Below are 21,817 nucleotides of genomic sequence, written 5' to 3'. Positions count from 1 at the left end.
TTCGTTATGAGAATTCTCGGCATCGACCCCGGCCTGCGTGTGACCGGCTTCGGCGTGATCGACCAGACCGGCCACCACCAGTTAACCTATGTCGCGAGCGGCGTCATCAAGACGCAGGACACCGACTTGCCCACTCGCCTCGGCACGATCTTCGACGGGATTTCCATGCTGATTCGACAGCACGCGCCCGACCAGTCGGCGATCGAAAAGGTGTTCGTCAACGTCAACCCGCAGTCGACACTGCTGCTCGGCCAGGCACGTGGCGCCGCAATTTGCGGGCTGGTAGCGGGCGGCGTGCCGGTCGCGGAATATACGGCGCTGCAGTTGAAACAGGCGGTGGTCGGCTATGGCCGCGCGACCAAGGAACAGATGCAGCAAATGGTCGTGCGTCTGCTGACGCTCTCTGGCGTGCCCGGTACCGACGCAGCGGATGCGCTCGGCATGGCGATCTGCCATGCGCACAGCGGTGGCACGCTGGCCACGCTCGGCGGTATTGCCCCGGCGCTGGCGAAGAAGGGGCTACGCGTGCGGCGCGGACGGCTCGTCGGTTAACGTCGGCTAGCGCCACTCGCGCTACACTCGCGCTTTCCCCCTCGATTGAATCGATCATGATTGGTCGCATTGCCGGCGTCCTGCTGGAAAAGAATCCGCCGCACCTGCTCGTCGATTGCAACGGCATCGGCTACGAAGTCGACGTGCCGATGAGCACCTTCTACAACCTGCCGTCGACCGGTGAAAAGGTCGTGCTGCTCACGCAACTCATCGTGCGTGAGGATGCCCACCTGCTATATGGCTTCGGCACCGCGCAGGAACGTGCGACGTTTCGCGAATTGTTAAAGATCAGTGGCATCGGCGCGCGCATGGCGCTCGCCGTGCTATCGGGCATGAGCGTGCAGGAACTGTCTCAAACCGTCACGCTGCAAGACGCCGCGCGTCTCACCCGTGTGCCCGGAATCGGCAAGAAGACAGCGGAGCGCCTGCTGCTCGAACTCAAGGGTAAGCTCGGCGCCGATTTAGGCGCGCCCGCCGGCGCCGTATCTGCCTCCGATCATGCTTCCGATATTCTGAATGCCTTGCTCGCATTGGGTTACTCCGAAAAAGAGGCGCTGGCTGCCACCAAGAACGTGCCAGCCGGCACCGGGGTTTCCGAGGGCATCAAACTCGCGTTGAAGGCGCTATCGAAGGCCTGACCAGCAGGCCTGGCACCGTGCAGCGAGCACCGTGTAACGATGGGGTGAAGCATCGCATGCCGGCGCCGTTCGCGCACCCTGGCCAATCGGCAGAGTTTCGTAACGGACGACGCGCGGTACAATGCGCGTCATGATCGAAACTGACAAACTCGCTGCCGAACGCATCATCGCCGCCACGCCCGTGTCGCCGAACGAAGAGGCATTCGAGCGTGCGCTGCGCCCTCGCCAGCTCGACGAATACGTCGGCCAGGAAAAGGTGCGGGGTCAGTTGGAGATCTTCATCGAGGCAGCCAGACGCCGGTCGGAATCGCTAGACCACGTGCTCCTATTTGGGCCGCCGGGTCTCGGCAAGACTACGCTTGCGCACATCATCGCGCGGGAAATGGGCGTCAATCTGCGGCAAACGTCGGGGCCCGTGCTCGAGCGTGCCGGCGATCTCGCCGCGCTGCTCACGAATCTCGAAGCGAACGACGTATTGTTCATCGACGAGATTCATCGTTTGTCGCCGGTGGTCGAGGAAATTCTGTATCCGGCGCTCGAGGATTACCAGATCGACATCATGATCGGCGAGGGGCCCGCTGCGCGCAGCGTCAAGCTCGATCTTCAGCCGTTCACGCTAGTCGGCGCGACCACCCGCGCCGGCATGCTCACGAACCCGTTGCGCGACCGTTTCGGCATCGTCGCGCGGCTAGAGTTCTATAACGCGCAGGAGCTGGCGCGCATCGTGTTGCGTTCGGCGTCGCTGCTCGGCGCACAGATTCATCCGGACGGCGCGCTTGAAATCGCCAAACGCTCGCGCGGCACGCCCCGTATTGCGAACCGGCTGTTGCGGCGCGTGCGCGATTTCGCTGAAGTCAAAGCAGACGGCAACATCACCTCGCAGGTCGCCGATGCCGCGCTGGCAATGCTCGATGTCGATCCTGTGGGTTTCGACCTGATGGACCGCAAGCTGCTCGAAGCGATCCTGCACAAGTTCGACGGCGGCCCGGTCGGCGTCGACAATCTCGCCGCGGCGATCGGCGAAGAGCGCGATACGATCGAAGACGTCCTTGAGCCTTATCTGATCCAGCAAGGCTATTTGCAGCGCACACCACGCGGCCGCGTGGCGACGTTGCTGAGCTACCGGCACTTCGGCCTCGCCGCGCCGGATTCTTCAAGCACGGTGCGCGGTTTGTGGGATCCGGATCCGGCCGCGCAAGACTGAGCGATTAACGCGCAGCGTTCTTGTCGAAGCTGTCGTCGCCGCTCTGTCCGTCGAGATGATCGACGTCCGCCCAGACTTTGACAGTCGCCCGGCCGTTGTCGAAATCGACAACATTAACGCTGGTGTTAAGCAGCGGGTAGTCGCGTGGCACATCGAGCGAGATTCCATTCGCGAACCGGTACACACAGTCAAGCACACCGCCATGCGCGACACACGCGATGCGTCCATTCGGATGCGCCGCGATAATCGGCTCAAGCGTACGCAGCACGCGGTGATAGAACGTGCGTTGCGACTCGCCGTCGGCCGGTGCAAATGCCGGATCGTGCGTTTGCCACTGCGTGTATTCGTCAGGAAAGCGCTCGGCGATTTCCTCGCTGTCATAGCCCTGGAACGCGCCGAACGAGCGCTCGCGCAAACCGCGATTCAGCACGATCGGCATATGCAGCACTTCCGCCATCGGACGCGCAGTCTGCTGCGCGCGCTGCAGATCGCTCGAATAAATTGCATCGAGCGTGATGCCTTCCTGCGCCTCGCGCGTGAAGCGGTCGGCAAGTCGCCGCGCCTGCTCGACGCCGCTGGTAGCGAGCGGAATGTCCAGATGCCCTTGAATGCGCTTGATGCGATTCCAGTCCGTTTCGCCGTGCCGGATGAAAAGTATTTGAGTGGACATGTATCAGCGTTCGTTGTCGATCGATGAGGGCAGACGTGGTGTACCAACCCGCCGTTGATCACACCAACACCCGCAGTTCAGCACTCTACGCACGCACTTGCAGCCAGAACGTGACGGGGCCGTCGTTGACCAGCGAGACTTGCATATCCGCGCCGAATTCGCCGGTTTCGACCGTCGGATGCTTCGTGCGCGCCGCAGCAACGATGTAGTCGAACAGGCGCTTGCCTTCGTCGGGCGGCGCGGCTGGGGTGAAGCTCGGACGCAGCCCGCTATTCGTATCGGCCGCCAGCGTGAATTGCGAGACAAGCAGCAACCCGCCTGCTTGCCCCGCGCCGTCGATGTTCTGCACCGACAGGTTCATCTTGCCCGCCGCATCGCTGAATACGCGGTAGCCGAGCATCTTCGCGAGCAACCGGTCGGCGATGGAATCCGTGTCGCCTCGCTCCGCGCATACCAGTGCCAGCAGGCCGGCGCCAATCGCGCCCGTCACGCGATCGCCGACGCGCACTTCGGCATGTCGCACGCGCTGGATCAACGCGATCATGCGGCGCGCCCAGCAAATTGAAACGGACGCAACATGACAGCGACGGACACGAACGGCATCTGCATTACGCGGAAAGCGTCACGCGCGCAAAACGCCGCTTGCCTACTTGCACCACGTACTCGCCGGCATCCACCTTCAGCGCGCGGTCGGAAATGATGGTGCCGTCGATCTTCACGCCGCCCTGATCGACGTTGCGCAGTCCGTCGCTGGTCGACGGCACGAGGCCTGCCTGCTTCAGAAACTGCCCGATCGCAAGCGGCGCGCCCGTCAGCGAGATGGACGGAATATCGTCTGGCACGCCGCCTTTCGCGCGATGGTTGAAGTCTTCGAGCGCCCGCCCGGCATCCGCCTGCGAATGAAAGCGTGCAACGATTTCCTGTGCCAGCAACACCTTGAAGTCGCGTGGGTTGCGGCCGGATTCCGCTTCACGCCGGAAACCCGCGATCTCGTCCATCGAACGGAACGACAGCAGTTCGAAGTAGCGCCACATCAGGTCGTCCGAGATGCTCATCAGCTTGCCGAACATGTCGGTAGGCTTTTCGCTGATCCCCACGTAGTTGTGTTTCGACTTCGACATCTTCTCGACGCCGTCGAGTCCTTCGAGCAGCGGCATCGTCAGAATGCATTGCTGCTCCTGGCCGTATTGCTTTTGCAGTTCGCGGCCAACCAGCAGATTGAATTTCTGATCGGTGCCACCGAGTTCGAGGTCCGAGTTCAACGCGACCGAGTCGTAGCCCTGCATCAGCGGATACAGGAATTCGTGAATCGAGATCGGCACGCCGCCCTGGAAGCGCTTGGTGAAATCTTCCCGCTCAAGAATGCGCGCGACCGTGTAGCGTGAAGCCAGCTTGATCATGCCGTCTGCGCCAAGCGGCATCGACCATTCGCTGTTGTAGCGCATTTCGGTCTTTTCGCGATCCAGCACCAGCGCGGCCTGCTCGAAGTACGTTTTCGCGTTCGATTCGATTTGCTCGCGCGTAAGCGGCGGACGCGTGGCGTTGCGCCCCGACGGATCGCCGATCAACGACGTGAAGTCGCCGATCAGGAAAATCACCGTGTGCCCAAGATCCTGCAGCTGGCGCATCTTGTTTAGCACAACCGTATGGCCGATATGGATGTCCGGCGCAGTCGGATCCAGCCCCAGCTTGATGCGCAGCGGCGTACCGGTGGCAGCGCTGCGCGCGAGCTTCTGCGTGAATTCCTCTTCGATCAGCAACTCATCGACACCGCGCTTCGTAATGGCGAGCGCATGACGAACTTCGTCCGTGACGGGAAAGGTGGGTTTGGAGGTGGGCTCAGTGCTCATGCTGGAACGGGGAGATCGCAAAAGCGTAGATTGTCCCATAGTTGCGTCGCAAAGCGACCTATGCGCGCTGCGATTCGACGAGCGTTGGCCGATCGGCCAGGGTTCGCGTCGCGCCCGCAGCCTTTATGCTCATGTCCATTGAGCGAGGCGCATTTCTTGCGCACTGCAGCAGACTGTCGCGGCGAGCAACGTTGAGCGACAATCGGCATCGTCAGTTTAAAACGGACTCTTTAAGGGAGCATCACGTGGCGAAAGACGCGGCAGACGGCGTGTATTTCGGATTGATGTCAGGCACGAGCATGGACGGCGTGGACGGCATCGCGGTCGAATTGACAAAAGGCAAGCCGCCGGTGGTCCGCTCGGAGGCGTTCGTCGGCTTTTCGGAGGGCTTGCGCGATGCGCTGTTCGCTCTGCAACAGCCCGGCGACAACGAAATCGAGCGTGAAGCGCTGGCCGCGAACGCGCTGGCCGCGCGCTACACGGTGTGCTGCCACGAACTGCTTCGAAGCGGCAACCTGTCGGCGGAGGGCGTGCGCGCGATCGGCGTACACGGCCAAACCGTTCGGCACCGGCCCGAGAAAGGCTATACCCGGCAGATCAATAATCCGGCGCTGCTCGCCGAAATGACCCATATCGACGTCATTGCCGATTTTCGCTCGCGTGATGTCGCCGCGGGCGGCCAGGGCGCCCCGCTGGTTCCGGCGTTTCATGCGACGGTGTTCGGCGTGAAAGGCGAAACGCGTGTGGTATGCAATCTGGGCGGCATCAGCAATGTGACGATCCTGTCTGCAAACGGCGCTGTACGCGGCTTCGATTGCGGCCCCGCCAATGCGTTGCTGGATGCATGGGCGCAGCGGCATCTCGGCAAGCCGTTCGACGAAAACGGTCATTTCGCGAGCGAGGGACAGGTACATCGGCCATTGCTGAACGCGCTGCTCGACGAGCCGTTCTTCGAGCTTCAGCCGCCGAAAAGCACCGGCCGAGACCTGTTCAACGAAGAATGGCTGAATGCGAAGCTGCAGCCGTTCCAATCCCTGAATCCGGCAGACGTGCAAGCGACGCTCGCCGCGCTAACCGCCGTGACGGTAGCACGTGAAGTCGAGCGTCATGCCCCCGATTGCAACGGGCTTTATGTGTGTGGCGGCGGCGCGCGCAATCCGGAGCTGCTGCGGGCGCTGCAACGCGCGCTCGAGGAAAGCGGCGTGTCCGGCGTGCCGGTCATGACCACGGAAGCGCTTGGGGTCCCGCCACACCAGGTCGAGCCGCTCGCTTTCGCGTGGCTTGCCATGCGCTGTGTCGCGCGCCTGCCGGGGAATCTGCCGGCGGTCACCGGCGCGGCCGACGAACGTGTATTGGGCGCGATCTACCCGCGCTGAAATTCAAACCGCGCCGGATCTTGCGACCACGACGCGGCATAAAAAAACGGGGCTTCGGCCCCGTTTCTTGTACTACTACTCGCTCAGAACTATCTCAAACCGAGAATGACGAACCGCAACCGCAAGTGGTCGTCGCATTCGGGTTCTTGATGACGAACTGCGCGCCGTTGATATCGTCCTTGTAGTCGATCTCAGCACCGACCAGATACTGATAACTCATCGAATCGATCAGCAGGTGAACGCCGCTCTTGTTCATCACGGTGTCGTCTTCGTTGACCGCTTCGTCGAACGTGAAACCGTACTGGAAGCCCGAGCAGCCGCCGCCCTGGACGAACACGCGCAGCTTCAGATCCGGATTGCCTTCTTCGTCGATCAGTTGCTTGACCTTGTCGGCCGCTGCGTCGGTGAAGACGAACGGAGCCGGCATTTCAGCCACGGGGGTGTCGGTCACTTCGCTCATGCGAACTCTCCAAAAAAACTGCTAGACGCTATTGTAGGGCCGATCCTGATATCGTGCTGAAGCCCATGAAAACAATAGGTTCTTACGAATTGCGCGGTGGCGGGACACGATGCCGCGCCGGGCGGTTCGATCGAATTGGCTCGCCTATGTCTGTATAACCACTCGGCGAGGTAGAAAATTCCAAACAAAAAGCCGCCGACGCAAGTTTGCGACAGCGGCTTTTCCCAGCAGATCTTGCCGTGCGGCCCCCAACTGCAGCCAGCTCCGGCAAAACCGGCATGAAGCGATTAACGCTTCGAGAACTGTTTCCGGCGACGTGCCTTGTGGAAACCGACCTTTTTACGCTCGACTTCACGCGCGTCACGCGTAACGAAGCCTGCGCTCGACAGAGCCGGCTTCAACGTTGCGTCGTAGTCCATCAGCGCGCGGGTGATGCCGTGGCGAACCGCACCAGCTTGACCCGTTTCGCCGCCGCCCGTCACGTTCACCTTGATGTCGAACGTTGCAGCGTGGTTCGTCAGTTCCAGCGGTTGACGCACGATCATCAGCGACGTTTCGCGCGAGAAATAGTCGGCGATAGGCTTGCCGTTGACGATGATGTCGCCCTTGCCTGCCTTGATAAAGACACGAGCGACTGCGCTCTTGCGGCGGCCCGTACCGTAATTCCAGTTACCGATCATGTGGGCTCCCCTTAGAACTCGAGCGCTTTCGGCTGTTGTGCCGAGTGCGGATGCGTTGCTTCAGCGTAGACCTTGAGCTTCTTGATCATCGCGTACCCGAGCGGGCCCTTCGGCAGCATGCCCTTGACCGCCTTCTCGAGCGCACGGCCCGGGAAGCGTTCCTGCATCTTGCCAAACGTCGTTTCGTAGATGCCGCCCGGATAACCCGAGTGACGGTAGTACTTCTTGTCCAGGGTCTTGTTACCTGTGACCCTCAGCTTGCCGGCGTTGATAACGATGATGAAATCACCGGTGTCGACGTGCGGGGTGAATTCTGGCTTGTGTTTGCCGCGAAGACGGCGTGCCACTTCGCTGGCGACACGGCCGAGAACCTTATCCGTCGCGTCAATCACGTACCATTCGCGCGCCACCTCATGGGCTTTGGCGGAAAAAGTCTTCATGATCGATCCAAAAAAAATGCCATGCCCAATGCTTGTTCCTGCTTGTATTTTTGCGCCTATCAAGAAGTTCTGATGCTTCCGTGACGCGCTTGACGCTCGCTGTAACGCGGGCCTCGCAGGCTCTCCCTGTTCTTCTCCCGCGGGCATGAATGCGGAAAAGCCCTGAATTATAAAGGAATTTACGCGCCGGAGTCAAAACATCGGCGCAGGCAAGATGGAATCTGGCGGAAGGGAGGAAAAAGCAGAAAAAAAGCCCGAACCTTTGGTTCGGGCTTAATCCACCTTAGGAGGAGGGTGGAGGAGACATGCGGAGATTGCTCAACAGCAGCAACCAATGAACAGATTATATGTGCGCAGCTTGTGCGACGCAAGAGCATTTACATTGCGAAATCTAACTTCACGATATGAAATTCAAGCCAGCCCTCCAAAATCGGAAAACATTTCTTTAATTTCAACAGGTTAAGCGAATATAACCACCGCCCGGAAGCGCTGCGAAGTGCGCGAAATCCCTTAGTCGTCGAGGGGAATCCCGCACGGCGCCAAACATGCTGCATCGCAACACACAAGCGCAAAGCCGCTCCTGCGCAATCCGAGATAACGCCCGGCGGCCGCACGATCGACCGGCTACAATGCATCCTCGAATTTGCTCCGAAAGAGCTGGGGATACGGGTATGGAATGCAAAGTGAGCTGGATGGGACAGGACGGGATGGCCTTCGCCGCCGAGACCGGCAGCGGCCATCTGGTCACGATGGACGGCGCCCCCGAAGGCGGCGGTCGCAATCTCGCGCCGCGCCCGATGGAAATGGTGCTGCTCGGCACCGGCGGCTGCACCGCCTACGACGTCGTGATGATCCTGAAGAAAAGCCGTCAGGAAATCACCGACTGCTCGGTGACGCTGAAAGCGGAGCGCGCCAGCGAAGACCCGAAGGTGTTCACCAAGATCCACTTCCACTTCACCGTGACCGGCAAGAACCTCAATCCGGCAACGGTCGAGCGCGCGATCAACCTGTCGCACGACAAGTACTGCTCTGCGTCGATCATGCTGGCGAAGACCGCCGAGTTGACCCACTCGTTCGACATCGTCGAGATCTGATACGGGCCGAACGGCCGGCCGCGAAACGCGCGGCACAAGCCGTACAAGCGCACACCGCAGCACATAAAGCAAAACGCCGGCGCCCTTACGGACGCCGGCGTTTTTCATTCAGCGGCAAAGCCTGCCGATAAGCCGGATTCTGTGCACGCGAAACGTCCGAAGACGCGCCGCGCGTAGCAGCCATTCCTCTAGGCGCGCCATTGCTGACGCGCTCAAGCTTCCTACCCGCAGACGGAACGGGGGCCCCGCCCTGCATCTCGAAGATGCACGCCTGCCTACTTGGAATTGCTCCGGGTGGAGGTTACCTTGCCGGAATACGTTGCCGCATCCGCGGTGCGCTCTTACCGCACCGTTTCACCCTTACCTGATCCTGGCTTGCGCCAGGCCATCGGCGGTTTGCTTTCTGTTGCCCTGTTCCGCGTGTCGCCACGGATGGCCGTTAGCCATCACCCTGCCCTGTGGAGTCCGGACTTTCCTCGCCCTCGCCGGCGTGAGCCGGCAAAGCCGCGGCTGCCTGGCCTGCTTTGCTGGGCGCCATTCTAACATTGCCGGTGACGGGGTCTGCGCGGCGTCGGCCGGGGCGGAATACCGCCGGGTCGTCGTAGAAGGATGCGGCTTCATTCGCTTGCCACCAGCCGGGTATGCCGAGCACCGGCAACGGTGCGAAGACGCGGCTGGTCAGAGCGTCGGCGGTTAGCAAGGTGCGGCTCACCGTGTCGTCGAGCCAGGCGTCGCGTGCCGCTGCGGTCCACGCGAAGTACTCGCCGGGCACGTCGACGATCCACGCGTGCGCGGTGCACGCCTTGTATGGCGCGACCAGCTTTTCCAGCAACGCATGTCCAAAGCAGCGCACCTCGCAAAGCGTGCTCCATGCGGCACGCCGCGCGAGAAACAGCGACCGCCAGTCGAAACCGCGCAACGCAGCGGCAAGCGCAGGGTCGGCGCAAGCGAACAACACGGCGTTTTCGTCGAAGACAGTGAGTACATCGCGTGTCGCGCCGCGCGTCGGGCCGACGCCCAAGGCGTCGAGCGCGGCCGATCCGCGTGCGCTCAATGCGGCCTTGATGCGCGGAAACTGGAACCACGACAGCGCGTTGAAGAAATCGTGCAGATTGTGCCGCGTAGGGACAGCGCCCGTCGACGCGATATGGGCCTCGTAAGTCGTGCCTTGCGGAAGCTCGTGCTGCGCAATGAACGACAGGCGCTGGCCTCGCCCGGTGTTCACGTTGGCACACGATGCATCCGCGTTCATGGCGCTGAGCAGCTCAGCCGGGCCTCGCAGCGCGGCGTGCTGCCAGCGCGGCCCGCGCGCGTCGAACTGGGCGAACCACGGCGTGGACCAGTCGATGTCATCAAAGCCCACAGCCAGCGGCTTCATCACACCGCGTGGCGACAGCTGGCCGCTAGCGGCGATACCGTGGATGTCGACGTTATCGCAGCACGCACCGTCGTTGCACTGATCAACCACAAGCGCCGCTACAGCCGCTTTAGACCAGCCGCCAGCCGATCGACTCGCCACCGCCCAACGGCACGACCGGCGTATCGCCTGCCAGGACTTCGGCAGGCAGCGTCCATTCTTCACGGCGCAGCGTCACGTGTTCGGTGCTGCGCGGCAGGCCGTAAAAGTCCGCACCAAAGAAACTTGCGAAGCCTTCCAGCCGATCCAGCGCCCCAACGCTGTCGAACGCTTGCGCATACAACTCCATCGCATGCAGTGCCGTATAGCATCCAGCGCAGCCGCACGCATGCTCTTTCAGCCCCTTCGCATGTGGCGCGCTATCAGTGCCGAGGAAGAAGCGCGGATTACCGGACGTAGCCGCCTCAACCAGTGCAACGCGATGCATCTCGCGCTTGAGCACCGGCAGACAGTAGTAATGCGGCCGAATCCCGCCCTGGAAAATCGCATTGCGGTTGTACAACAGATGGTGCGCCGTGATCGTCGCACCGAGCCGCCCAGGCGCCGCATCCGCGTCGCGCACGTACTCCGCGGCGTCCTTCGTCGTGATGTGCTCGAACACCACCTTCAATTCCGGAAAATCGCGACGCAGCGGCGTCAGCACACGATCGATGAACACCTTCTCGCGATCGAACAGATCGATCGACGCATCGGTCACTTCGCCGTGGATCAGCAGCGGCATCCCGGTTTCCTGCATCGCCTCGAGCGTCTTCGTGCACTTCGAAAGACTGGTCACGCCACCATCGGAATTGGTCGTCGCGCCGGCCGGATACAGCTTCACACCGTGCACGAAGCCGCTTGCACGCGCCCGGCGGATTTCATCCGCAGGGGTGTTGTCGGTCAGATACAGCGTCATCAGGGGTTCGAACTTTGCGCCCGCAGCGTCGCCCTTGGGCAGCGCCGCGAGAATGCGCTCTCGATACGCGCCCGCCTGTTCGGTGGTCGTCACCGGCGGCCGCAGGTTCGGCATGATGATCGCGCGGCCGAACTGCCGCGCGGTATGCGGCAGCACAGCCGCGAGCATCGCGCCGTCGCGCACGTGCAGATGCCAGTCGTCAGGGCGCGCGAGCGTAACGGAATCGACGGAGGCGGAGGTAGCGGAAGAAGAGGTCATGGCAAGCGGGTAGCGAATTGCGCAACACTTTATTGACGCGCGCAAACCGTCGTTAAGCGGCCTGAACACCCGTCAATTTTAATAATGTCGCGTGAGGGCGAGATGATATGCTTGTAAAAATGTCATTGTAACGGCTCGCCCGCTGTTACACGCTCTACGCTAGCGCATCATGTGCCAACTTCTCGGAATGAATTGCGCCGCGCCGACCGATGTCGTGTTTTCGTTCACCGGCTTCGCGGCACGCGGCGGCGTCACCGATCACCATGCCGATGGCTGGGGGATCGCGTTCTTCGAAGACAAGGCCTGCCGCCTGTTCATCGATCATCAATCGTCGGCCACCTCACCGGTTGCCGAGATGGTCAAGCGCTACCCGATCAAGTCGAAAAATACGATTGCGCATATCCGCAAGGCGACGCAAGGCCACATCGTGCTCGAAAACTGTCATCCGTTTTTGCGCGAATTGTGGGGCCGACACTGGATCTTTGCGCACAACGGCGATCTGCAGAATTACCATCCGGAGCTCGACGGCGTTTATCAGCCGGTCGGCACCACCGACAGCGAACTCGCGTACTGCGCGCTGCTGCAAGGGCTGCGTAAAGCGTTCCCGGGTCAGCAACAGCCGCCTCTCGAAGAACTGTTCGCCGCGCTCGAAACGCTGACGCGCGAAATCACGCAGTTCGGTGTATTCAACTTTCTGATGTCGAACGGGCAGGCGCTGTTTGCGCATTGCTCGACACATCTCTACTACCTCGTACGCAGCTGGCCGTTTTCGACCGCACATCTGGTGGATGCGGACGTGTCGATCGATTTCGCGAAGTACACGACGCCGGAAGACCGCGTCGCGGTGATCGCCACGCAGCCGCTCACCGATAACGAAACATGGACGCGTTTCGCGCCCGGCGATCTGCTGATGTTTCAGCACGGCAACGTGATTGCACGCACCAACGTGCCGGTGCCGCTGGAAGTGCTGGAAAAGGCCTCGAAGCCGTTGTGCGACGGTACGGTCCAGCCGAGCGCGACGATGCTGCCGGAAGCTGCGACGCTCGACCTCGAAGCCGACGATCAGGCCGCCTTCGAATCCTGATACACACGAACACGAACGGCGCTCGCGCGACGGTATCGCTGCTGCAGCGAATTGCAGCGAGTGCACCACCGCGCGCTCAAGCCATCAATCAATCGTCCATCGGCTGATCGTTCGGGTGCAGGAACACCGCTTTCAGCGCATTGCTCATCGGCAAATTCAGATTGATGCCCTTCGGCGCGATCGGTGACATGAACCATTTGCGATAAAGCGCCTCACCCTGCCCGTTCGTCTCGAGCCGTGCGATCGTGCGGTCCGCAATTGCCTTGATGGCCGGCTCCCCTTTCGGCAGCATGCAGGCGATCGCCTCGTGCGTCTGCGGCTCTCCGGTCACCACATACTCCTGCGGGTTGTGAGCAGTCGCACGCTCGCTTGCCAGCACATCGGCGTCCATGAAAAACGCTGCCGCGCGCCCCGTTTCGAGATTCATGAACGATGCGCTGTGATCGCGCGACGAGATTACCGTGATGTCGGCGTTTTTCTCATGCACGTAGCTGCGCAAGTAACGCTCAGACGTCGTGCCGGCCGTCACGGCCACCGTCTTGCCACTCAAATCGCCAAACGAATGAATGTTGGAATTGGCCTTCGTCAGCAGTCGCGTCTCGGTAACCGAAATCGTGTTGGAAAAATCGACCTGCTGCGCGCGCTCCTTATTATTCGTGGTGCCGCCACATTCGATGTCGATCGTGCCGTTCTGGATCAGCGGGATGCGATTCTGCGCGTTCACCGGAATCATCTTCACCTGCAGGTTCGGCGCACCGATCGCGACCTTCAGATCCTTGACGATTTCCAGCGAGATATCGTGCGAATAGCCGATCACCTGCTCGCTGTTGTCGTAGTACGAGTACGGCACCGACGCTTCGCGAAAGCCGAGCACGATGGTATTTCTGCCCTTGATTGCCGCAAGCCGGCCGGTCAGATCCTGCGCCTCTACCGGTTGCACGAGTCCAGACAGCGCGAAACATCCGCACAACAGCACCGCGAAGACGCCATAAGGCAAGCGTCGGTGCAACGACAGCGACTGCGTTTTCATGGAGGTCTCCTTCACGATGATGGGGAACGCGACGTCGATCGGATCGCCCGCCTAGGCGCGCAACGCCGCGCACCCCGCGGCGATCCGGTTGCAGGCTTCTTCGAGTTGCTGATACGACGTCGCGAACGAAATGCGGAACGCCGGCGACAAGCCGAACGCCGCGCCCTGAATCACGGCCACTTCGTGGCTTTCGAGCAGATACATGACGAAATCGGTGTCGTCGCCGATCACGCTGCCATCCGGTTTGCGCCGGCCGATCATGCCCGCACACGACGGATACACGTAGAACGCACCTGTCGGACGCGGACAAAACAGGCCATCGATTGCATTCAGCCGGCTGACGACCAGATCGCGCCTACGCTGATACTCGCTGCGCCAGCCGACGAGAAAATCGGTCGGACCGGTCAACGCAGCCAGCGCCGCGGCCTGGCTCACCGACGAAGCATTGCTGGTGCTCTGCGTCTGCAGCTTGGCCATTGTCTTGATCAGCGGCTTCGGGCCGCCCGCATAACCGATGCGCCAGCCGGTCATCGCGAACGCCTTCGATACGCCGTTGATCGTCAGCGTGCGCTCGCGCAGTTGCGGATTGCATTGCGCGAACGTCGCGAACTTCAGGCCGTCGTAGATCAGATGCTCGTACACGTCGTCGGTCATCACCCACACGTGCGGATGGCGGCTCAGCACTTCACCCAGCGCGACCAGTTCGTTCGCGGTATACGTCGCACCAGACGGATTGCACGGCGAATTGAGCACGACCCATTTGGTGCGGCTCGTGATCGCGGCCTCCAGTTGCGCGGGCGTCAGCTTGTAATCGCTTTGCGCACCGCACTCGACGATCACCGGACGACCGCCGTTCAGCATCACCATGTCCGGATACGACACCCAGTAAGGCGCGGGAATCACAACCTCATCGCCGTCTTCGACAGTGCTGGTTATCGCGTTGAACACGACCTGCTTGCCGCCGGTGCTGACCATCACTTCGTCCTGCGCGAACGCGAGGCCGTTCTCGCGTTCGAACTTGTCGCGAATCGCGCGCTTCAGCTCAGGCGTGCCGTCGACTGTCGTGTAACGCGTCTTGCCGGCCTTCATCGCAGCGTAAGCCGCCTCGACGATATGCGGCGGCGTATCGAAGTCCGGCTCGCCCGCCGTGAGTCCAACCACGTCGCGGCCCGCGGCGCGCAGTTCCTTCACGCGCGCGGTCGCCATCGAGGTCGGCGACGGCAGGATACGGTCCATGCGTGCGGCGATCAGCTTCATAGCGGGTTCCCTGGTCGATGACGTAGCGGCGCTCACGCGATCACGCCTTTCTGCTTCAGGTAAATATCGATCCAGTCGCGCTTGTCCTCGCCTTTCAGGATCGCTGCCTTGCGTTGCTGTTCGCGCTGGGCCTGCGCGTTGGCAGCGGCCAGCACGCTTTCCAGCTGGTTGGCGGGCACGGCGACCAGACCGTCTTCATCGCCGACGATCAGATCGCCCGCTTCGATCACCAGCCCGCCGATCGCGACCGGCACATTGATTTCGCCCGGGCCGTCCTTGAACGGGCCGCGGTGCGTATTGCCGCGCGCATAGCACGGGAAATCGGCGGCATGAAATGCTGCGACGTCGCGCACGGCGCCGTCGATTACGAAGCCGGCGATACCACGCACCTGCGCATGCATCTGCATCAACTCGCCGACCAGAGCTTGAGTGACTTCACCGCCGCCGTCGACGACGATCACATCGCCGGGCTGCGCGATATCGATCGCCTTATGGATCATCAGGTTGTCGCCGGGCCGCACCTTGACGGTGATCGCGCGGCCCACCAGCTTCTTGCGGTGGTGATACGGTTTCAGGCCGATCACGCCGCACAGCCGCTGCATGCTGTCGCTGATATGCGGCGTGACGACCGTCTGAAAACGCTCGATGATGTCTTTGCCGATCGGCGCGGGCATCGGCAGAATGCGAAAGCCGGGAAGGTTGGGCTGGCTCATGAGGCGTGGTCCATTGGCTGGATGAATCGGGATCAGAACGTCGCGTGCTGGCGCAGATACGGCACGAGTCCGCCCGCGTCGAGAATCTTCAGGATGTCGTGCGGGAACGGCACCGCGTCGAGCAGCAGACCGTTGCGCATGCAACGTATGTGCGTGCGTGGGCCGACGTCCACTTGCAGCGTGTCGCCCTCGCCGATACCGCTGGTATCGCACTCGACCGGATACAAGCCGTTGTTGATCGCGTTGCGAAAGTAGGTGCGCGCGAAACTTTGCGCGAGCACGATGCGAATGCCGGCGCCGACCACTGCCGTCACCGCGACTTCCATCGCCGAGCCGCAACCGAAGTTCTTGCCGGCCACGAGGATGTCGCCGATGCGCACGGTGGCGGCGAACGCCGGGGCAATCGTTTCGAACAGATAGTCTTTCAGCACCGCGGGGTCGAGCGACTCCCGCTTGCGGCGCGAGGAAATAATGTAGTCGGTGTTGACGTCGTCGCCGAAGCAGCGCGCAGTGCCGTTCACGGAAAATTGCATGGCGTAGGTCGTTTTCGTTATCGATGCGCGGCAATCGCCTGCGGGCTGACGATCCTGCCTGCCACCGCGCTAGCCGCGCACACTTCCGGCGAAGCGAGGAACACGTTGGCGTTCGCGTTGCCCATGCGTCCTTTGAAATTACGATTGGCGGTGGAGATCACGTTGGCGCCGTCTTCGGGAATCGCGCCCGCCGTACCGCAGCATGAACCGCAGCCCGGTGTGACGATCACGGCCCCGAGTGCAATGAACTCGGCCAGTTCGCCGCCTTGCGTCAATTCCTGCAGCACTTCGCGCGAGGCTGGCGTGACCACCAGTTGCACGCCCGCGGCAGGCTTGCCAAACTCGCGGAACACCGCGAGTGCCTGGCGGAAATCTTTCGCGCGGCCGCCCGTGCAAGTGCCCAGATACGCCATATGCACCGGCACCTCGCCGAGCGCGGCGAGGTTCGTCACGTTGTCGACGTTGTGTGGCCGCGCGACGTACGGCTGCAGCGTCGACAGATCGATGTCGAACGACTGCACATAGATCGCGTCTGCGTCGGGCGTTACTGCCTCCAGCGGCTCGGCAACGCGAGACTCGAGATAGCGGCGTGTCGCGGCGTCGCAAGGAAACACCGCGTTTTTAGCGCCCATCTCGACAGACAGGTTCGCCACCACCAGACGGTCTTCGAAATCCAGCGACGCAACGCCTTCGCCATCGAATTCCAGCGCGCAATACGTGGCGCCATCTGCGCCGAGGCGTTGCGCAAGATGCAGCGCCAGATCTTTCGGATAGACGCCGCGCGGCAGCTCGCCATGCAATGTGATGCGGATCGATTCCGGCACGCGCAACCAGACCTTGCCGGTCAGCATGACGCCCGCCAGATCCGACGAGCCGATACCGGTCGCAAAGCAGTTCGCCGCGCCGTACGTGACCGCATGGCTGTCGGCCCCGACCAACAGCTGCCCGGGCTTGGCAAGCCCTCGCTCGACCACAAGCTGATGCCCGATGCCCGCACCGATATCGCATAACGCAATGCCCTGCTCACCGGCAAAGCGGCGGATCTTCGCCTGCAACATCGCGGCTTTCGGGCTTGGCGGCGGCGCGTAATGGTCGAGCGCGAACAGCAGTTTCTGCGGCGCATGCACCCGTTCGCCACCCATCGACGCGAAATAGTCCATCGCCATCGGGATCGAGCCGTCCGTGCCCATCGCGCAGTCGACTTCGCAAATCGCGATATCGCCCGCACGCACGCTGCGCCCCGCGCTCGCAGACAGCAACTTTTCCGAGAGGGTCATGCCTCGCATTTCATCGTGCCTCGTGTTGAGGTTGGCCGGCGATCCTGGTATCCAGGTTGTCTCCTGCGCGACCGGTGTGCCGAGTATCCCAAACCAAAATCGCGCATAACGGGAGTAATCGGCATCGCGACCGATGAATAAAATTCCTGGGTCGCGACCGGCGTAAGATGCCGTTTCCGCCTGCAAGCCCTGTCAAACGGGGCTGGTGCACCGTAGCCCCGTTTCTCCGCTATAGACCATGCTCACACTCAAACAGCTGGAAGCCGTCTACTGGGTTGCACGCCTCGGTACCTTCGGAGCCGCCGCCGACCGGCTCTACACCACGCAGTCGGCGATTTCGAAGCGCATTGGCGAACTGGAAGAGTTCTTTGCGACGCCGCTGTTCGACCGCAGCCGCCGCACCGTGCAGCTCACCCCGAAAGGACGCGAGTTGCTCGAAGCCGCCGAGGAAATGTTGCAGCTACGCGACCGGCTGCTCGAGCGGATGGGCAAGGAAGTCGAAGTCGTGCGCCACTTCCGGCTCGGCATCACCGAGCTGATCGCGCTCACCTTCCTGCCGAGTCTCGTGCAGGAGATCCGGCTCGCCTATCCGACCGTCTCGCTCGAACCGGAAATCGACGTCAGCGCCAATCTCAGCGCGAAACTGCTGCGCGGCGAGGTCGACTTCATCATTGCGCCGACCGTGCAGCGAGACCCGCGTTTCACGTCGGTGCCGCTCAAGAAGCTGCAGCTCAAATGGATGGCGAGCCCGTCGCTGCTCAGCAATGCGAAGGCGTTGTCGCTGGAGGAGATCGCGAACTATCCGATCCTGATGCAGATCGGCACGTCGGGCGTCGACGCGATTTACGAGCGCTGGTTCGAATCGAAAAAGCTGGCGATCCGGCGCACGTATGCCGGCAATAGCCTGATCGCGCTGAGTTCGCTGACGGTGGCGGGATTTGGTGTGAGCTACCTGCCGGCGCTGTATTTCGCCGATCTGGTCGAGCAAGGGCTGCTCAATGTGCTGAATTCGCCGCAGCGGATACCGGCTGTGCGGTATTACGCGGTGTATCGGAATGACGGGCCGGCGCCTTTGTCGTCGGTAGTTGCCGACCTGGCGCGGCGCTTATGTGATTTTTCGAAACCGGATTTGAAGCCTGTTGCGGCCTAGCGCCGCAAACAGGTGAACAGGTGGACAGCGCAACCCGCTGCCGCCCACCCGCATCACACAACGTTCAATGCAGGATCTTCGCGAGAAAATCCTTCGCGCGATCGGATTTCGGGTTCGCAAAGAAATCTTCCTTGCGATCGTCTTCGACGATCAAGCCCTTATCCATAAAGATCACGCGGTGCGCGACCTTCTTCGCGAAGCCCATTTCATGGGTGACGCACATCATCGTCATCCCTTCCTGCGCGAGTTCGACCATCACGTCGAGCACTTCGTTGATCATCTCCGGGTCGAGCGCCGAAGTCGGCTCATCGAACAGCATCGCGATCGGATCCATCGACAGCGCGCGCGCAATCGCTACGCGCTGCTGCTGGCCGCCGGACAACTGCCCCGGAAATTTATCCGCATGCGCCCGCAGCCCGACGCGATCGAGCAGCTTGATGCCCTTCGCCGCGGCTTCGTCCTTCGAGCGGCCGAGCACCTTGATCTGCGCGAGCGTCAGATTCTCGGTGATCGACAGATGCGGGAACAGCTCGAAATGCTGGAACACCATGCCGACCTTCGCGCGCAGCTTCGACAGATTGGTTTTCTTGTCGGTCAGCGACTGGCCGTTGATGACGATATCGCCTTGCTGGAACGGCTCGAGGCCGTTGACGGTCTTGATCAGCGTCGACTTACCCGACCCCGACGGACCGCACACCACGACCACTTCGCCCTTTTTGACTTCGGTCGTGCAGTCGGTCAGCACCTGGAACTGACCGTACCACTTCGAAACATTCTTGATAGAGATCATCTTGCGACCTTTTTCTGAAGACCTTTGACGAGGCTCGACGCGACCACGCAGATCACGAAATAGCATGCGCCCGCGAACAGTACCATCTCGACAATCGTGCCGTCACGGTCGCCAATATTCGCCGCCGTGCGGAAGAAATCGGCGAGGCTGATCACGTACACCAGCGACGTATCCTGAAACAGCACGATGGCCTGCGTCAGCAGCAGCGGCACCATCGCGCGAAACGCTTGCGGCAGCACGATCAGCTTCATCGCCTGGCTGTACGTCATGCCGAGCGCGAAGGCCGCATTCACCTGCCCGCGCGACACCGCCTGAATACCGGCGCGAATGATTTCCGAGTAATACGCGGCTTCGAACAGCGAGAACGCGATCATCGCCGACGCCAGCCGGATGTCGATATCAGGCGACAGCCCGAGCACGTTCTGCAGCAGCTGCGGCACGATCAGGAAAAACCACAGCAGCACCATCACCAGCGGGATCGAACGGAACAACGTGACGTACAGCCGCGCGAACCATTCGAGCGGCTTGACGCCCGACAGCCGCAGCAGCGCGAGCACCGTGCCGATCAGAATACCGGCGACGATTGCGATCACGGTGATCTGCAACGTGATGATCGCGCCGGTCCACAACGTAGGCAGCGCGCCCGGAATACCACTCCAGTCGAAATGATGCATCACTTGCCTCCGATGTAACCCGGCAGCCGGGTCTTTTGCTCGACGATCTTCATCAGCTGCATCACGACGAGGTTGATAATCATGTAGGCAACCGTCACCGCGATGAACGACTCATACGACTGCGCGGTGTAATCGACCAGCTGACGCGCCTGTGCGGACAATTCGAGCAAACCGATGGTCGACGCGACCGCGGAGTTCTTGAAGATATTCAGAAACTCGGACGTGAGCGGCGGCACGATGATCCGGTACGCGACCGGCAGCAGCACGTAGCGATACGTCTGCGCCTGCGTGAAGCCCAACGCGAGTCCCGCGCCACGCTGGCCGCGCGGCAACGCATTGATACCCGAGCGCACCTGCTCGCACACGCGCGCGGCGGTAAACAGCCCGAGACAGATAATCGAAGACGAGTAAAACTGCATGAACGGCGGCAGCTGCTTGAACCACGTGCCCATCGAAACGGGCAGCAATTCCGGTATCACCAGATACCAGACGAAAAACTGGACGATCAGCGGAATGTTGCGAAAGATCGCGACGTACACGGTGCCGATTGCGGAAAGCGTCCTGCTCGGCGCGGTTCGCAGCACCCCGAACAGCGAGCCGACGATCAGCGCGATCACCCATGCCACCAGCGACACGGTAATGGTCACCCAGAAGCCCGACATCAGCCAGCCGAGGTAGGTAGTCGGCTCGCCGGTGGAAACCGGACTTAGCAGAATGCCCCAGTTCCAGTTGTAGGACATAACGAAGCTCCAACAAAAAGAAACGGAAGAAGCGCGCGGCCTCTTCCGTTTCGTTTAACGCATAGCGTCAGTGACGGTGAATGACGTTAGTCGATCGCCTTGTCGTTCGGGCTCTTGTACAGCGCCTTGATGTCGTCGCTTTCCGGGAAGTTCAGGTTCAGGCCCTTCGGCGGAATCGGCGATTCGAACCACTTCTTGTAGATCGCGTCGGCGTCGCCCGAGGTTTCGACCTTCGCGATCGCGTCGTCGACCACCTTCTTGAACTCCGGATCGTTCTTGCGCATCATGCAGCCGTACGCTTCGTGCGACTGCGGCGTGCCGACGATCACGAAATCGTTCGGGGTGTTCGACTTGGCGCGCTCGCCGGCAAGCAGCGCGTCGTCCATCATGAACGCGGCGGCACGACCGGTCGACAGCGTCAGGAACGATTCGCCGTGATCCTTCGCGCTGATGATGTTCATGCCCATGTTCTTGTCCTGGTTCATCTTGCGAAGCAGGCGCTCGGACGTGGTGCCTGCGGTCGTCACGACCGTCTTGCCCTTCAGATCCGCCCAGTCCTTCACGCCCGAATCTTTCTTCGTCATCAGGCGCGTGCCGATCACGAAGATGGTGTTCGAGAACGCCACTTGCTGCTGGCGCTCGGCGTTGTTGGTGGTCGAACCGCACTCGATGTCGATCGTGCCGTTCTGCACCAGCGGAATGCGGTTTTGCGACGTGACCGGCGTGAGCTTCACCTTCAGGTTCGGCATGTTCAGCTTTTGCTTGACCGCGTCGACCACCTTCAGCGCGAATTCCTGCGAGTAACCGACGACGTTTTGCTTGTCGTCATAGTACGAAAACGGAATCGACGATTCGCGGTGACCCAGCGAAATAACGCCCGTATCCTTGATTTTCTTCAGCGTGCCGGCGTCTTGCGCTTGCGCGCCAACAGCAAACAATCCGAGGGTGGCGAGAAGCAGCGCAGCTTTTTTAACTTTCATTTGTGATCTCCTAGGCAATAACACGGGCGCCAGTTTATCAAAGTAATAATTCTGA

The 21,817-nt window shown here is 61.4% G+C and carries 23 protein-coding genes, 1 other RNA gene and 1 pseudogene; 7 read left to right on the top strand and 18 right to left on the bottom strand.

What is annotated here, in order from left to right:
• Positions 1 to 6: 6 nt before the first annotated feature.
• The 3 genes from ruvC (at position 7) to ruvB (ending at position 2,394) form a co-directional block, all read left to right on the top strand.
• Complete coding sequence (gene ruvC / locus ACYVNQ_RS26435; protein ID WP_460906391.1) at positions 7 to 552, top strand: crossover junction endodeoxyribonuclease RuvC; 546 nt, start codon at positions 7 to 9, stop codon at positions 550 to 552.
• Positions 553 to 608: 56 nt separating this feature from the next.
• The gene (gene ruvA / locus ACYVNQ_RS26430) at positions 609 to 1,190 is read left to right on the top strand and encodes a Holliday junction branch migration protein RuvA (protein WP_460906389.1); all 582 of its coding nucleotides are present in this window, start codon (positions 609 to 611) and stop codon (positions 1,188 to 1,190) included.
• A gap of 130 nt (positions 1,191 to 1,320) precedes the next feature.
• Positions 1,321 to 2,394: a Holliday junction branch migration DNA helicase RuvB gene (ruvB, locus tag ACYVNQ_RS26425; protein WP_460906387.1), complete on the top strand. Its 1,074-nt coding sequence runs from the start codon at positions 1,321 to 1,323 to the stop codon at positions 2,392 to 2,394.
• 4 nt (positions 2,395 to 2,398) lie between these two features.
• On the opposite strand, the gene ACYVNQ_RS26420 is transcribed toward ruvB, so the two are convergent.
• The 3 genes from ACYVNQ_RS26420 to tyrS form a co-directional block, all read right to left on the bottom strand.
• Positions 2,399 to 3,064, bottom strand: a complete 666-nt coding sequence (locus ACYVNQ_RS26420; protein ID WP_460906385.1) for a histidine phosphatase family protein — start codon at positions 3,062 to 3,064, stop codon at positions 2,399 to 2,401.
• Positions 3,065 to 3,149: 85 nt separating this feature from the next.
• Complete coding sequence (gene dtd / locus ACYVNQ_RS26415; protein WP_460906383.1) at positions 3,150 to 3,608, bottom strand: D-aminoacyl-tRNA deacylase; 459 nt, start codon at positions 3,606 to 3,608, stop codon at positions 3,150 to 3,152.
• A 64-nt stretch (positions 3,609 to 3,672) separates the two neighbouring features.
• Positions 3,673 to 4,914 (bottom strand): tyrosine--tRNA ligase, encoded by a 1,242-nt coding sequence (gene tyrS / locus ACYVNQ_RS26410; RefSeq protein ID WP_460906381.1) that lies wholly within the window; start codon positions 4,912 to 4,914, stop codon positions 3,673 to 3,675.
• Positions 4,915 to 5,159: 245 nt separating this feature from the next.
• On the opposite strand from tyrS, the gene ACYVNQ_RS26405 reads away from it, so the two are divergent.
• Positions 5,160 to 6,290: an anhydro-N-acetylmuramic acid kinase gene (locus ACYVNQ_RS26405; protein WP_460906379.1), complete on the top strand. Its 1,131-nt coding sequence runs from the start codon at positions 5,160 to 5,162 to the stop codon at positions 6,288 to 6,290.
• A gap of 94 nt (positions 6,291 to 6,384) precedes the next feature.
• Here the strand turns inward: ACYVNQ_RS26405 and erpA are convergent, their stop codons facing one another.
• The 3 genes from erpA to rplM all read right to left on the bottom strand — a co-directional run bounded on the left by erpA (position 6,385) and on the right by rplM (position 7,870).
• A complete protein-coding gene (gene erpA, locus ACYVNQ_RS26400; RefSeq protein ID WP_460906377.1) occupies positions 6,385 to 6,750 on the bottom strand; it encodes an iron-sulfur cluster insertion protein ErpA in 366 nt (121 codons plus the stop codon).
• 287 nt (positions 6,751 to 7,037) lie between these two features.
• Positions 7,038 to 7,430 (bottom strand): 30S ribosomal protein S9, encoded by a 393-nt coding sequence (gene rpsI / locus ACYVNQ_RS26395; RefSeq protein ID WP_460906375.1) that lies wholly within the window; start codon positions 7,428 to 7,430, stop codon positions 7,038 to 7,040.
• Positions 7,431 to 7,441: 11 nt separating this feature from the next.
• Positions 7,442 to 7,870 (bottom strand): 50S ribosomal protein L13, encoded by a 429-nt coding sequence (gene rplM, locus ACYVNQ_RS26390; RefSeq protein WP_460906373.1) that lies wholly within the window; start codon positions 7,868 to 7,870, stop codon positions 7,442 to 7,444.
• A gap of 671 nt (positions 7,871 to 8,541) precedes the next feature.
• On the opposite strand from rplM, the gene ACYVNQ_RS26385 reads away from it, so the two are divergent.
• Positions 8,542 to 8,964 (top strand): OsmC family protein, encoded by a 423-nt coding sequence (locus tag ACYVNQ_RS26385; RefSeq protein ID WP_460906371.1) that lies wholly within the window; start codon positions 8,542 to 8,544, stop codon positions 8,962 to 8,964.
• A 112-nt stretch (positions 8,965 to 9,076) separates the two neighbouring features.
• On the opposite strand, the gene rnpB is transcribed toward ACYVNQ_RS26385, so the two are convergent.
• The 3 genes and pseudogenes from rnpB to pyrC all read right to left on the bottom strand — a co-directional run bounded on the left by rnpB (position 9,077) and on the right by pyrC (position 11,534).
• Positions 9,077 to 9,490, bottom strand: an RNA gene (gene rnpB / locus ACYVNQ_RS26380) — RNase P RNA component class A.
• A 105-nt stretch (positions 9,491 to 9,595) separates the two neighbouring features.
• A pseudogene (locus tag ACYVNQ_RS26375) lies at positions 9,596 to 10,216 on the bottom strand (DUF3025 domain-containing protein); the annotation flags it as partial.
• 235 nt (positions 10,217 to 10,451) lie between these two features.
• Complete coding sequence (pyrC, locus tag ACYVNQ_RS26370) at positions 10,452 to 11,534, bottom strand: dihydroorotase (RefSeq protein WP_460906369.1); 1,083 nt, start codon at positions 11,532 to 11,534, stop codon at positions 10,452 to 10,454.
• 169 nt (positions 11,535 to 11,703) lie between these two features.
• Between pyrC and ACYVNQ_RS26365 the strand changes: the two genes are divergently transcribed.
• A complete protein-coding gene (locus ACYVNQ_RS26365; RefSeq protein ID WP_460906367.1) occupies positions 11,704 to 12,618 on the top strand; it encodes a class II glutamine amidotransferase in 915 nt (304 codons plus the stop codon).
• A gap of 88 nt (positions 12,619 to 12,706) precedes the next feature.
• Here the strand turns inward: ACYVNQ_RS26365 and ACYVNQ_RS26360 are convergent, their stop codons facing one another.
• Genes ACYVNQ_RS26360 through ACYVNQ_RS26340 form a run of 5 tightly spaced genes read right to left on the bottom strand, consistent with a single transcriptional unit; the run spans position 12,707 to position 17,428 of the window.
• A complete protein-coding gene (locus ACYVNQ_RS26360) occupies positions 12,707 to 13,648 on the bottom strand; it encodes a transporter substrate-binding domain-containing protein (RefSeq protein ID WP_460906365.1) in 942 nt (313 codons plus the stop codon).
• A 51-nt stretch (positions 13,649 to 13,699) separates the two neighbouring features.
• Positions 13,700 to 14,905, bottom strand: a complete 1,206-nt coding sequence (locus tag ACYVNQ_RS26355; protein WP_460906363.1) for a pyridoxal phosphate-dependent aminotransferase — start codon at positions 14,903 to 14,905, stop codon at positions 13,700 to 13,702.
• A 32-nt stretch (positions 14,906 to 14,937) separates the two neighbouring features.
• On the bottom strand, positions 14,938 to 15,618 hold the full coding sequence (locus tag ACYVNQ_RS26350; protein ID WP_460906361.1) for an RraA family protein: 681 nt from the start codon (positions 15,616 to 15,618) through the stop codon (positions 14,938 to 14,940).
• A gap of 32 nt (positions 15,619 to 15,650) precedes the next feature.
• Entirely contained in the window at positions 15,651 to 16,151 is a 501-nt protein-coding gene (locus ACYVNQ_RS26345; protein ID WP_460906359.1) for a LeuD/DmdB family oxidoreductase small subunit, read from the bottom strand.
• Positions 16,152 to 16,168: 17 nt separating this feature from the next.
• On the bottom strand, positions 16,169 to 17,428 hold the full coding sequence (locus ACYVNQ_RS26340; RefSeq protein ID WP_460906357.1) for a 3-isopropylmalate dehydratase large subunit: 1,260 nt from the start codon (positions 17,426 to 17,428) through the stop codon (positions 16,169 to 16,171).
• A gap of 238 nt (positions 17,429 to 17,666) precedes the next feature.
• Between ACYVNQ_RS26340 and ACYVNQ_RS26335 the strand changes: the two genes are divergently transcribed.
• Positions 17,667 to 18,578: a LysR family transcriptional regulator gene (locus ACYVNQ_RS26335; protein ID WP_460906355.1), complete on the top strand. Its 912-nt coding sequence runs from the start codon at positions 17,667 to 17,669 to the stop codon at positions 18,576 to 18,578.
• A 64-nt stretch (positions 18,579 to 18,642) separates the two neighbouring features.
• Here the strand turns inward: ACYVNQ_RS26335 and ACYVNQ_RS26330 are convergent, their stop codons facing one another.
• The 4 genes from ACYVNQ_RS26330 to ACYVNQ_RS26315 all read right to left on the bottom strand — a co-directional run bounded on the left by ACYVNQ_RS26330 (position 18,643) and on the right by ACYVNQ_RS26315 (position 21,762).
• Entirely contained in the window at positions 18,643 to 19,368 is a 726-nt protein-coding gene (locus tag ACYVNQ_RS26330) for an amino acid ABC transporter ATP-binding protein (RefSeq protein WP_460906353.1), read from the bottom strand.
• A complete protein-coding gene (gltK, locus tag ACYVNQ_RS26325; protein WP_460906351.1) occupies positions 19,365 to 20,042 on the bottom strand; it encodes a glutamate/aspartate ABC transporter permease GltK in 678 nt (225 codons plus the stop codon). Before gltK ends, ACYVNQ_RS26330 begins: the two co-directional genes overlap by 4 nt.
• Positions 20,042 to 20,782 carry an amino acid ABC transporter permease gene (locus tag ACYVNQ_RS26320; protein ID WP_460906349.1) on the bottom strand — a complete coding sequence of 247 codons (741 nt, stop codon included), beginning with the start codon at positions 20,780 to 20,782 and terminating at the stop codon, positions 20,042 to 20,044. The genes gltK and ACYVNQ_RS26320 overlap by 1 nt, the downstream gene beginning before the upstream one ends.
• Positions 20,783 to 20,868: 86 nt before the next feature.
• On the bottom strand, positions 20,869 to 21,762 hold the full coding sequence (locus ACYVNQ_RS26315; protein WP_460906347.1) for a glutamate/aspartate ABC transporter substrate-binding protein: 894 nt from the start codon (positions 21,760 to 21,762) through the stop codon (positions 20,869 to 20,871).
• Positions 21,763 to 21,817 lie beyond the last annotated feature (55 nt).

The sequence above is a fragment of the Paraburkholderia jirisanensis genome, assembly GCF_054782355.1.
This window is presented reverse-complemented; position numbering and strand designations above follow the sequence as displayed.

Coding starts and splice junctions, on each gene's coding strand:
- ACYVNQ_RS26355 (WP_460906363.1), bottom strand. CDS start 14,905: ATGAAGCTGATCGCCGCACGCATGGACCGTATCCTGCCGTCGCCGACC.
- ACYVNQ_RS26330 (WP_460906353.1), bottom strand. CDS start 19,368: ATGATCTCTATCAAGAATGTTTCGAAGTGGTACGGTCAGTTCCAGGTG.
- ruvB (WP_460906387.1), top strand. CDS start 1,321: ATGATCGAAACTGACAAACTCGCTGCCGAACGCATCATCGCCGCCACG.
- ACYVNQ_RS26340 (WP_460906357.1), bottom strand. CDS start 17,428: ATGACCCTCTCGGAAAAGTTGCTGTCTGCGAGCGCGGGGCGCAGCGTG.
- rplM (WP_460906373.1), bottom strand. CDS start 7,870: ATGAAGACTTTTTCCGCCAAAGCCCATGAGGTGGCGCGCGAATGGTAC.
- erpA (WP_460906377.1), bottom strand. CDS start 6,750: ATGAGCGAAGTGACCGACACCCCCGTGGCTGAAATGCCGGCTCCGTTC.
- ACYVNQ_RS26350 (WP_460906361.1), bottom strand. CDS start 15,618: ATGAGCCAGCCCAACCTTCCCGGCTTTCGCATTCTGCCGATGCCCGCG.
- ACYVNQ_RS26420 (WP_460906385.1), bottom strand. CDS start 3,064: ATGTCCACTCAAATACTTTTCATCCGGCACGGCGAAACGGACTGGAAT.
- rpsI (WP_460906375.1), bottom strand. CDS start 7,430: ATGATCGGTAACTGGAATTACGGTACGGGCCGCCGCAAGAGCGCAGTC.
- ACYVNQ_RS26360 (WP_460906365.1), bottom strand. CDS start 13,648: ATGAAAACGCAGTCGCTGTCGTTGCACCGACGCTTGCCTTATGGCGTC.
- ACYVNQ_RS26365 (WP_460906367.1), top strand. CDS start 11,704: ATGTGCCAACTTCTCGGAATGAATTGCGCCGCGCCGACCGATGTCGTG.
- ruvA (WP_460906389.1), top strand. CDS start 609: ATGATTGGTCGCATTGCCGGCGTCCTGCTGGAAAAGAATCCGCCGCAC.
- ACYVNQ_RS26320 (WP_460906349.1), bottom strand. CDS start 20,782: ATGTCCTACAACTGGAACTGGGGCATTCTGCTAAGTCCGGTTTCCACC.
- ACYVNQ_RS26335 (WP_460906355.1), top strand. CDS start 17,667: ATGCTCACACTCAAACAGCTGGAAGCCGTCTACTGGGTTGCACGCCTC.
- ruvC (WP_460906391.1), top strand. CDS start 7: ATGAGAATTCTCGGCATCGACCCCGGCCTGCGTGTGACCGGCTTCGGC.
- dtd (WP_460906383.1), bottom strand. CDS start 3,608: ATGATCGCGTTGATCCAGCGCGTGCGACATGCCGAAGTGCGCGTCGGC.
- ACYVNQ_RS26385 (WP_460906371.1), top strand. CDS start 8,542: ATGGAATGCAAAGTGAGCTGGATGGGACAGGACGGGATGGCCTTCGCC.
- ACYVNQ_RS26315 (WP_460906347.1), bottom strand. CDS start 21,762: ATGAAAGTTAAAAAAGCTGCGCTGCTTCTCGCCACCCTCGGATTGTTT.
- tyrS (WP_460906381.1), bottom strand. CDS start 4,914: ATGAGCACTGAGCCCACCTCCAAACCCACCTTTCCCGTCACGGACGAA.
- pyrC (WP_460906369.1), bottom strand. CDS start 11,534: ATGACCTCTTCTTCCGCTACCTCCGCCTCCGTCGATTCCGTTACGCTC.
- ACYVNQ_RS26345 (WP_460906359.1), bottom strand. CDS start 16,151: ATGCAATTTTCCGTGAACGGCACTGCGCGCTGCTTCGGCGACGACGTC.
- gltK (WP_460906351.1), bottom strand. CDS start 20,042: ATGCATCATTTCGACTGGAGTGGTATTCCGGGCGCGCTGCCTACGTTG.